The sequence below is a fragment of the uncultured Abyssibacter sp. genome (assembly GCF_964000955.1).
Classification (GTDB): Bacteria; Pseudomonadota; Gammaproteobacteria; order Nevskiales; family OUC007; genus Abyssibacter.
This window is the reverse complement of the sequence record NZ_CAXFCL010000094.1, coordinates 1-9,589: the sequence shown is the minus strand read 5'-3', so window position 1 is coordinate 9,589 and position 9,589 is coordinate 1. Positions and strand designations below refer to the sequence as shown.

The 9,589-nt window shown below is 65.9% G+C and carries 9 protein-coding genes; 3 read left to right on the top strand and 6 right to left on the bottom strand.

The window, feature by feature from the left end; all coding sequences use genetic code 11:
* The coding region (locus tag ABNS06_RS04355) for a PKD domain-containing protein (protein WP_348672794.1) at nt 1-2,166 on the bottom strand (2,166 nt) is incomplete at its 3' end.
* Between the two features lie 155 nt (nt 2,167-2,321).
* Complete coding sequence (locus tag ABNS06_RS04350; protein WP_348672793.1) at nt 2,322-2,831, bottom strand: redoxin family protein; 510 nt, start codon at nt 2,829-2,831, stop codon at nt 2,322-2,324.
* A 239-nt stretch (nt 2,832-3,070) separates the two neighbouring features.
* Between ABNS06_RS04350 and ABNS06_RS04345 the strand changes: the two genes are divergently transcribed.
* Nucleotides 3,071-3,463, top strand: coding sequence for a hypothetical protein (locus ABNS06_RS04345; RefSeq protein WP_348672792.1), 393 nt, complete (start codon nt 3,071-3,073; stop codon nt 3,461-3,463).
* Here the strand turns inward: ABNS06_RS04345 and ABNS06_RS04340 are convergent.
* The gene (locus ABNS06_RS04340) at nt 3,460-4,599 is read right to left on the bottom strand and encodes a selenocysteine lyase (RefSeq protein ID WP_348672791.1); all 1,140 of its coding nucleotides are present in this window, start codon (nt 4,597-4,599) and stop codon (nt 3,460-3,462) included. The two genes, ABNS06_RS04345 and ABNS06_RS04340, sit on opposite strands and share 4 nt — an antisense overlap.
* A gap of 99 nt (nt 4,600-4,698) precedes the next feature.
* Between ABNS06_RS04340 and pip the strand changes: the two genes are divergently transcribed.
* Entirely contained in the window at nt 4,699-5,658 is a 960-nt protein-coding gene (gene pip / locus ABNS06_RS04335; RefSeq protein ID WP_348672790.1) for a prolyl aminopeptidase, read from the top strand.
* A 4-nt stretch (nt 5,659-5,662) separates the two neighbouring features.
* Here the strand turns inward: pip and ABNS06_RS04330 are convergent, their stop codons facing one another.
* The 3 genes from ABNS06_RS04330 to ABNS06_RS04320 form a co-directional block, all read right to left on the bottom strand.
* Nucleotides 5,663-6,202, bottom strand: a complete 540-nt coding sequence (locus tag ABNS06_RS04330; protein WP_348672789.1) for a hypothetical protein — start codon at nt 6,200-6,202, stop codon at nt 5,663-5,665.
* On the bottom strand, nt 6,199-7,389 hold the full coding sequence (locus tag ABNS06_RS04325; RefSeq protein WP_348672787.1) for a saccharopine dehydrogenase NADP-binding domain-containing protein: 1,191 nt from the start codon (nt 7,387-7,389) through the stop codon (nt 6,199-6,201). The genes ABNS06_RS04330 and ABNS06_RS04325 overlap by 4 nt, the downstream gene beginning before the upstream one ends.
* A gap of 98 nt (nt 7,390-7,487) precedes the next feature.
* Entirely contained in the window at nt 7,488-8,168 is a 681-nt protein-coding gene (locus ABNS06_RS04320) for a TetR/AcrR family transcriptional regulator (protein ID WP_348672786.1), read from the bottom strand.
* 129 nt (nt 8,169-8,297) lie between these two features.
* On the opposite strand from ABNS06_RS04320, the gene ABNS06_RS04315 reads away from it, so the two are divergent.
* Nucleotides 8,298-9,589 (top strand): hypothetical protein (locus tag ABNS06_RS04315; protein WP_348672785.1); only part of this gene is annotated, 1,292 nt, incomplete at its 3' end.

The window sequence follows — 9,589 nt, the reverse complement described above, 5'->3', positions numbered from 1 at the left end:
GTGCGTCTGCCCGAACACGATGTTGTCGGGCTCGATCCCGGTGGCCTCGACCACGGCGTCACGCACGCCTTGCTGAATCAGGTTGCCGGCACCGACGGCGTCCAGCACCAGGAACAGCACCCGGGTGACGCTGCCGTCTTCCCGTGGCTCCTCGACGGCCATCGCGCGAATCCAGGTGTGTTCCTCACCCTGCTCGCCGACATGCAGCCGCTCCGCCGCCGGTTCGGTCAGCGAGTCGCCGAGGGCACCGAACGGGTCCGGAAGATTCTGCGTGGGATCGATGCCGAACCCGCCCAGATTGAATTTCTGCAGATGCGTGGCTCCGCCGATTCGTGGCTCCTCGATGCCGTCAATCTGCGCCTGCGTCGGCACCACCGACGCCTTCGCCGCGCCGACGCGCAACTGTCCGGCCACGATCGGGTAAACCGTCACGGTGACGCTGTCCGACGCCGCGCGACCGCGCGTGTCGGTGACCGTGACCTCGAAGCTCAGCACCGTCTCCTGCTCGACATCGGGCGCGAGGAAACTGGTCACGGCGGAATCGGCCCCGATCAGTTCGACGACCGCTCCGTCGACCTGGGTCCAGGCGTAGGTCGCGATGCCGTCATCGGGATCGCTGCTCGCCGCGGCGCTCAGGATCACCGTGTTGCCTTCGTCCGTGCTCTGATCGGCGCCGGCATCGGCCACCGGCGCCGCATTCGGCGCGACGGTCACCTGCACCTTATCGGTGGCGCTGGCGCCTTCGTTGTCGGTCACCCGCAGGGTGACGCGGATGGTCGTGTCGGCCTCGACATCCGGCGCGACGAAGTGCGCGGTGGCCCGATCGGCATCCTCGATGCTGACCGACGTCGTGTCGCTGCTCCACGCGTATTGCGCGATCACGCCGTCGGGGTCGCCGCTGGCGGTCCCATCCAGCATGACGACCTGACCGGCGAAGCCCTGCCGGTCGTCGCCGGCATCAGCCACCGGCGGTGTGTTGACCGGCTCCACGGTGATCAGCACCTGGTCCGACGCACTGGCGCCGGCATCGTCGGTCACCGTCAATTCGAAGGTCAGCACCAGACTTGTCGTCGTCGCGGGCGCCGTGAAGCTGGCCTGCGCGCTATTGGCGCCGGTCAGTTCGATGGCGCCGTCACCGACCAGACGCCAGCGATAGGCGGCCACGGTGCCGTCGGGGTCCGAACTGGCCGAGCCATCCAGCGTGACGGACTGCTCTTCGGCAACGCTGCGATCCGCGCCAGCGGTGGCCACCGGCGGCGTGTTGACCGGTGGGTTACCCGGCAGGTCGATAATGATGACTTCCAGGACCGCCGATGCGGTGGCACCGGCGTCGTCGGTGGCGGTCACGCGGAAACCGAGCGTGGTGTCGGCGTTGACCTGGGGGGCGCTGAAGCCAGGACGGGTGGCCTGCGGATCGTCCAGCACGACCTCCGGACCGCCGACCTGCTCCCAGGCGATACCGGCGACCGAACCATCCGGATCGCTGATCCGCGCCGAAAGCCTGACCATGCCGCCCTCGTTGATGGTCAGCGGCGAGTTCACGGAGACGACCGGAGGCTGGTTGACCTGACCGTCGTCGTTCATATCCGCCAGCGTCTGCTCGAAATGCGCGGCGGCGACCTCGGCGCTGACCAGTTCGCGCCCGGCCTTGCGGGCATCGCCGGTCGCGGCGGCCAGAAACGCCAGCACGTCGGTCTCGGCACCGAACGCGTCGTGGCTCTGCGCGAAGTTAAGCGAACGCCCCTGCCCCGCATCACGGGCTCGCTGGCTCACCTGCAAGCCGTTCGCGGGCTCCAGGTCCTCATCCAGCGTCAGCAGCAGACGGACGATGTTGAGGACCGCGGGCGGATCGGCGAACAGGTCAGCGCCGGTGGCACCGGGCACGAGGTCGATCGGCGTGATGATGTCGGCGCCGCTCGCGCTGCCCAGCGCGATATCGCCGATCAGAAATTCGAGCTGCTCACCGGAGGCGTAGGAAAAACGCCCCAGCGCATCGGTCCGCGAACGACCCGACGCAGCGGCGACTTCCAGGCCGGCCACCCGCGCGTCGACGAAGATCCCCGTGAGCGCGGTCTCCGGCGGTGATGCCGCATCGTCCCCGGAACTTCCCCCACACGCGCCCAAGACGGCCACGGCCGCCAGCGCAACCAAGCGTTGCATGCTCATTGTGTTGTCTCCCGCTGCCCGCATGACACGGGCCGCACAGCGTCTTTCTATTTATGGTTGGCCGGTCATTCGATGGACCGGCACTTTTTCATCATCGGTCGGAGACAACTGTAACGAAATCGTAAAAATTGCCCAGTCCTCACCGGGCATGGGGCTCAGGGGGTTGCGATCAACGCGTCCAGCGCCTCGCGAACGGCCAGGTCCTGCCGATCGCCAGCATGCGTTTCACCAATGAAACGGCCACGAATCACGCCATCGGCGTCCAGCAGATAGAACGCCGGCCAGTAGCGGTTGCCCATCGCGTTCCAGTACGCATGATCGTTGTCGACCATGACCGGGTGTTCGACGCCCAGCACCTCGCAGCGCCGTGCCACCTCGTCCAGTGCGCGCTCATAGCCGAATTCGGGGCTGTGGATGCCGACGACGGTCAGACCCCGATCCGCGTAGTCCGCGATCAGGGCGTTGACCCAGGGAATGGAACGGCGGCAGTTGATGCAGCCGAACGTCCAGAACTCGATGATCGTCGGGCCGTCGGACAGATCAGCCAGCGTCAGCGGCTCGCTGTTGATCCAGTACTCGGGTTCCGTCTGCGTGAAGGGTGGCGCCACCGGCGCGGCCATCACGCTGGCGGAAGTCAGCCACAGAATCAGGGTCATCAGGCGCATCGTCATTCTCCGGATCGGCGGTTGGACGTCATCCCGTCACTAGACCGTGACAACCGCGCGATCCTCCCATCCGCCAATCATCGAGACTGGTGTTCACCCCAACTTTACGGTGGTCCGAATCCGGCCGATGAACGGCGTGCTTCTCCGCCATGAGCCCGTCAGGGAACAGGCGTTTGTTCACGCAAGATTCAGTCGATTCAGCCTACCGTTGGGCGTTCATGACGCGGGGGAGACAATCCGTGGAGACGAATGAAAATGCCAAGGGCGGCCTGGCGCGATTGACCGCCGGCGCGGCAAGCCGAGACGCCTTCGAGCGCTCGGTGGAACAGGCCATCGAAGCAGCGCTTCGGCGCAAGCAGACGGAGTCGCTTTGCTGTCCCAGACCGCTCCACAAACTGGTGGACCGACTGACCCGGCAACTGGACATCCGCGGCGAGGATGTCATCGATGCCGTCCAGCGCATGGAATCCCGGCGCGAGGTGGTGGTCATCAGCACCGGCGTCGGCTGGTCGGTCAGACTGGCCGAACACGACGGCGTCGACTCCGCCAACGGCGGCTCCATGAGCAGTGAATCCGCCTGGGTGATGATCCGCGGACAGCTGGACACGATGCGTACCGCGGTTGACGACTAGCAGCGCGACAGGCGATTGACCAGCGCGACCACGTCCGGCCCGCTGTGGTAGATCCCGAAGCCGAAACGCAACCGGTCGTCACGCACGTCGGTCACCACGCCGGCCTCGGCCAGCGCCTCCTTGAGCTGGGCCGCCCGCGGCGAGCGGAAGGTGAGGAAATTGCCTCGCGTCAGCGGCATCGGCGGAATCAGTTCGTCCATGCCCAGCCCTGCGACCGGCAACGCCGACAGCATCTGCTGCTGCAGACTCTCGACATGCAGATGGATCAGGTACGGGGTCAGGCTCTGACTCTCCAGCCAGCCCTGCACGGCATTGAATCGGTACAGCGCGGAAGGGTCGAAAGTGGAGCCGGCGAAGCGCATGGCGTCCTGGGCGTAAGGCACGCCCTGCTGCGCGTCGGACAGCCCCTCGAAACCGGCGAACCAGCCAGTGTTGACCGGGCGTTCGCCCCAACCCGGCGGGCAATGCATGAAACAGGCGCCCTCGCCCGCCATCGCGTACTTGTAGCCGCCGGCGAGAAAGAACGCGCGATCGGCCGAGACCGACCAGTCTACCGGAAACGCCATGAAGCTGTGGTAGCCATCGACGGCAATCAGCGCCTGCTCCGAAGCCACGGCCGCCACCGCCGCGTGAATGTCGGGCACGACGAAACCGGAGTTGAAGAAGGTCTGCGACAGGTAGACGAAATCGAACGCGTCGTCGGCCGCCGCCTCGGCCCAGCGGGACTGGAAGCTCTCGAAGGGTTCCACCGGCACCCGGGTCGCGACCGCCTCGCCGGCCTCCTCCCAGCGCTCGAGCTGGCGAGCGAAGGAATGGAACTCGCTGTCGGTGGTCAGCACCCGCATCGGCCGTTGCACGACCGCGCTCGCCAGACGCAGCACGAACTCGTGCAGGTTGGTGGCGAACGCCACCGTGGCCGGGTCCGGCAGGTTGAGCTGCCGCGCGATGTGGCGCTGCGCCGTCGGAACCACGGTGTCGAACACATGCGACCACTTCGCGTCGATCCAGCGGGCGGCATCGTCCCAGGCCCGAATCTGGGCATCGCGTGCGACATCCGGCCAGGGATGATGACTGTGCGCCGCGAAATGCAGCCGGTGCGGATCGGCCAGAAACCGGGAGAATGCGGCGGTGTACATGCGCGCCAGTCTATCGCGCCCGGGGTAAACCCGAATGTGCCCCCCGAAACGCGGAACCGTGGTCCACATCCACCCGGCAACCCGGCTAAGATCGGAGCCATGAAATCCCTCTACCCAGAACTCCAAGCCCGGCGCACCGGCACGCTGCCCACCGAAGACGGCCACACCGTCTGGTTCGAGGAATCCGGCAACCCGGACGGGGTTCCCGTGGTGTTCGTGCACGGTGGCCCCGGCGGCGGTACGCAGCCGTTGTACCGGCGCTTCTTCGACCCGGCACGCTACCGCATCGTGCTGTTCGATCAGCGCGGTTGCGGCCGGTCGACACCGCACGCGGAACTGGAACACAACAACACCTGGGCGCTGGTCAGCGACATGGAACGACTGCGCGAGTTGCTGGAGATCGACGCCTGGGTCGTGTTCGGCGGCTCCTGGGGCTCCACGCTGTCACTGGCCTACAGCCAGAACCATCCCGATCGCACGCTGGCGATCATCCTGCGCGGCATTTTCCTGCTGCGGCAGCAGGAACTGGAATGGTTCTACCAGGACGGCGCCAGCCGCATGTACCCGGATGCCTGGGAGCAGTACATCCAGGCGATACCGGAGGACGAGCGCGACGACCTGCTCCAGGCCTATTACCGACGGCTGACCCACCCTGACGTGTCGGTTCGCGTCGCGGCGGCCCGCGCCTGGTCACGCTGGGAGGCGGCGACCAGCAAGCTCATCCCGAGCCTGGCGCTGGTCGAGTCGTTCCAGGACGCCCGGTTCGCCGAGGCCTTCGCCCGCATCGAAAGCCACTACTTCGTCCACGGCGGCTTTCTCGATCACCCGGACCAGCTGCTGCACAACGTCGACCGCATCCGCCACATCCCGGGCTTCATCGTCCAGGGGCGCTACGACGTCGTCTGCCCGCCCCAGACCGCCTGGGACCTGCACAGGGCCTGGCCGGAGGCCGAATTCCACATGGTGCCGGATGCCGGCCATTCCGCGACCGAGCCCGGCATCGTCGATCGACTGGTGGATGCCACCGACCGCACCGCGGATCGATTGTTTGGTCGGTGAGGCGCTACCAGCGAAACATGGGTAGCGGCGACCAGGGCTTCTTCAGGAAACGCTGACCGCCCAGCTGCAACAACCGCTTGTGGAAGCCCGCGTTGGCGAACCGACGCCGACCGGCCTGCAACACGGCCCGGTCGATCCCGTAGCTCACCAGTCCCAGCATCACGTCCGCCGAATCCGCGCGCCGGTACGGGTCGATGACCTCGGCATGCGGCCCGGTGTAGGCCCGCAGCTTGTGATGCCACAACACCATGCCGACGACGGGGTCCACCCAGCCGGGCTCGCCCAGTTCCAGCACGGCGTCGCGCGCCATGTCGGCGGAAGGTTCGAGGTACTCCAGCGTGTGATCGGTCCAGATACCGAGGTCGTGGTAGATCGTCGCCACGGCCGCCTGACGCATCGCCGTCTCGTCGTCGACCAGACTCGCGAAGGCGTGCAGCACCCGCGCGCAGTGATTGCGGTAGGCAATGTGATCGGAGCCCAGCAGCTCGCCGTATGGCTTCAGGCCCTCGTCCACCGTGACCAGTGCCAGATCGAATGGGGTCATCCTGTCGTCTCCATGCGGCGTGTCCATTGCGGCTCGAAACGCATGCCGGCCGCCTGCAGGCGTTCGATCAACGGTTCACCCATGGCCACCGCCGGGGTGAGCACGCCGGCCACCGCGGGCGTGTCGTCCAGCAGCAGGCAAAGCGCCGACTCCGACAGCATCTTCGCCGTTTCGTCGTAACCGGGATCACCGCCGCTGATCTGGGTGCGGATCGGCTGGCCACCGGCATTGGCCATGAACCGGATGCGAAACCAGCTGCGGGCACGGCGCTGCCGGCTCGGCCCCTCGCCCGGCGACTTGCGGGACAGCAGCCAGCGGCGCGTCGGACCAAACTGCGCCAGCGTGAAGAGCGTGGATGCGCCGGCCGCGGTGGCGAACACCGCCGGCAGACGACGCAGTTCCAGGTAATGCGCGTAGCCGAAATCCGGTCCGTAGCGCTCCAGTGCCCGCGCCGAACGCAGAATGACCTGCGGATCGATGGTCGGGAACGGTACGGCCCATTTCCGTAGCTGCGGCTCGTAGTGCACACCCTGCATCAGCGGCTTGATCCGCCGGCCGTCGCCGCGGGGCGTGGCGCCGCGCTGGCGACGCAGCCGCACGTAATGCCGCATCCGCGAAAACGCATGGATGGCCGAGTGCCAGGTTCCACCGGAGATGCGCATCGACACCCGCACGAAGCCGCGGATGCGAATCGGCACGCCGGGCGGGCATTGCAGCACCGTGTAGAGCACGCCCAGATCATGCGGAATGGAATCGAAGCCGCAGCAATTGACGATCCGGGCACCGGAGGCGCGGGCAGCCGAATCGAACTTCTGCAGGCAAAGCTCGACGAACTCCGGTTCACCGGTCAGATCGACGTAATCCGTGCCCTGCGCGGCGCAGGCCGCGACCAGCGCCGCACCGTGATGGATGTAAGGCCCCACGGTGGAGATCACCAGGCGCGTGGAACCGGCCAGCTTCGCCAGTGACTCGGCGTCGTGGCTGTCCGCCTGGACCAGACCCAGCGACTCGCAGCGCGGATTGATTCGCGCCAGCCGGCGCTTCACGTCCGCCAGCTTGCGCACGCTGCGTCCGGCCAGCGCCCAGCGCAGATCGGCCGGTGCATGGCGGGCCAGATACTCGGCGGTCAGACCGCCGGTGAACCCGGTCGCGCCGAACAGCACGAGGTCATATTGGGTTTCAGGCACGAGAGTCCTACCGGAGGTAATGCGTCACGCGAGCGATCCCTGCCCGTGCGATCGTCCGTCGCAGTCTATCAACGAGGTTGACGACGTGGAGCCCTCGTTCATCGGACATCCGGCAGCTGCAGAAACCGTCGCAGGTCATCTCGTGTCACGGTCTGATCAATGCCCAGGGTGTGATTGAGATACAGCAACATGACGTAGGCGGACTCCACCTTGTAGTCATCGGTGATCAGGCCATGGCTTCCATAGGAATGCCGGTAGCAGGCCGTCCCCATCTCCACCGCGATCGTGGCGACATCGGGCGGTGACTCGGGCATTACGAAGCCATATTCCAGCAGGATGTTGCGCGCCAGCGAGCCGAGGTGACGCTTGTTCATGTCCTGCGCCTTGTAGCTGTTGTCGGTGACCGCGCCTCCCAGAATGAGGAGCCGCCCCACCGGATTCCGGTTGTGGAAATCAGCCGCGGCGAACGTCATGCGCGCCAGCATTTCGGTCATGTCGGGCTTTCCCAACTCGGTCAGTCGCTGCGCCAGATGGTCCTCCAGTCGCGCGATGTAACGCCGTGTCACCTCGTTGAGCAGGTCATAGGGCGTGGGAAAGAACAGATAGATGCTGCGACGGCTCATGCCCAATCGCTCGGCCAGCGTCGGAATGGAAAAGCGCTCCAGCCCACCCTCCGCGAGCAGGGCATCCGCGCCCGCGACCACTTTCTCAACCCGTTCGCGCGACCGTGCCTGACTCGGTTTCCGCGCCGCGGGGGCACCGTCTATCTCTCTGTACATGTCCCGAACTATAGGCCTTGCCAAAATTAGGTACAAATGTTCCAATTAAATTGACAAAAGTTTAATAATCAGTCTGCGGCACATGCGCCACAAGCAGATGCAACGTGCGAAGTAAGGAGGAAAGACGCCATGCTGAATCCAAGAACGGCATTGATCGCGTTGGCTTTATTGGGTCTCGCCGGGTGTGCGGGAGACACTGCTGAAGTCGCACAGCCTGATGACACCGGAGGCGCCGGCCCGGACCCCGTTACCGACACGCCAGACGGCGAGCAGCTCCCGTTGCTGGGCAGTCGTCGCGGCGGGCACTACTGGCATGACTACTGCGCGGACAAACCCGACGACGCAGCGGTGCCTGACGATCCGCGAACGCTGGTCGTGCCAGGCGTCAACGAGGGCAAGGCCGTGCTGATGAATGCCTGGTACCACAGCTGTCAGGCCGACAACCGGCCGGAAACCTGTGGTGAGCTCAGGGCCCGCGCCAAGAGCGGTCTGGCGATCGTCGCCGCGGAGGGTCGCATCGGCGCGGCCAGCATGTTCTCGGGGGACTACTCCGAGTCCAGCTTCGCGTTTGATGCGTACGAATACGCGGGCATGTGGAACTCGATCTGGGGCTTGAGCGAGCGACCCGCCAACTACGACCAGCTGGTGGCGCAGCGCTGGGGCATGCCGCTGTCCGCCGTGCGCAATCCCTACCCACTGGATGGAGAGGACCCGAACCTGACCGATGGCGGCAGCGGACAGTTGCCGATGGGCGTCACGCAGCTTCGCGAGGAAGACGGAACCTGGACGGGCCAGCTCAACACCACTTGCAGCATCTGCCACGGCGGCGGTGTCGGCCTGCCGGAGGAAGGCGAAGGCCTGGGCGCGATGTACGGCACGAACAGCCTGTCGGATATCACGGTGATGTTCACCGATCTGGCGCGACTCGCCCCGCAGCAGGCGGCGCTGGCGATCATTTCGCAGAACAAGGTCCGCGGCACCGGCAACATCACCAACTTCCAGCTGTTCGGCACGCTGACGCTGGCGGACTACGAAACCATCCCCAGCTATCTGACCGTGCAGGCAGAACCCTCGACGGGTACCGAAGACCCACCGGTTTGGTGGAACGTCGGCAGTCGCACGGCAAAGTTCTTCGACGCCGGCCAGCTGGTCGACGCCAAACGCATCGAACTGTCGTTCCACTTTCCGGACTTCTTCAGCGACATCGACAACGCCAAGCAATGGGTTCTGGACCACATGCAGGATTCCGACGCCTGGATCAGTTCGCTCAAGGCACCGGCCTGGCCAGAGCAGACGCTGGGAGCGATTGACGAACCGTTGGCCGAGGCCGGCGCCATCCTGTTCCACAACAAGGACCTGTGGGCTGAAGGCCTGGATAACCCGGTCGATCGACCCGACGGCGGCAATGGCTCCTGCGCCGG

What these genes read in the sequence shown, in the direction of transcription:
- ABNS06_RS04350 (WP_348672793.1), bottom strand. Translation starts at nt 2,831, where the DNA reads ATGCGCCTGATGACCCTGATTCTGTGGCTGACTTCCGCCAGCGTGATG.
- ABNS06_RS04340 (WP_348672791.1), bottom strand. Translation starts at nt 4,599, where the DNA reads ATGTACACCGCCGCATTCTCCCGGTTTCTGGCCGATCCGCACCGGCTG.
- pip (WP_348672790.1), top strand. Translation starts at nt 4,699, where the DNA reads ATGAAATCCCTCTACCCAGAACTCCAAGCCCGGCGCACCGGCACGCTG.
- ABNS06_RS04330 (WP_348672789.1), bottom strand. Translation starts at nt 6,202, where the DNA reads ATGACCCCATTCGATCTGGCACTGGTCACGGTGGACGAGGGCCTGAAG.
- ABNS06_RS04320 (WP_348672786.1), bottom strand. Translation starts at nt 8,168, where the DNA reads ATGTACAGAGAGATAGACGGTGCCCCCGCGGCGCGGAAACCGAGTCAG.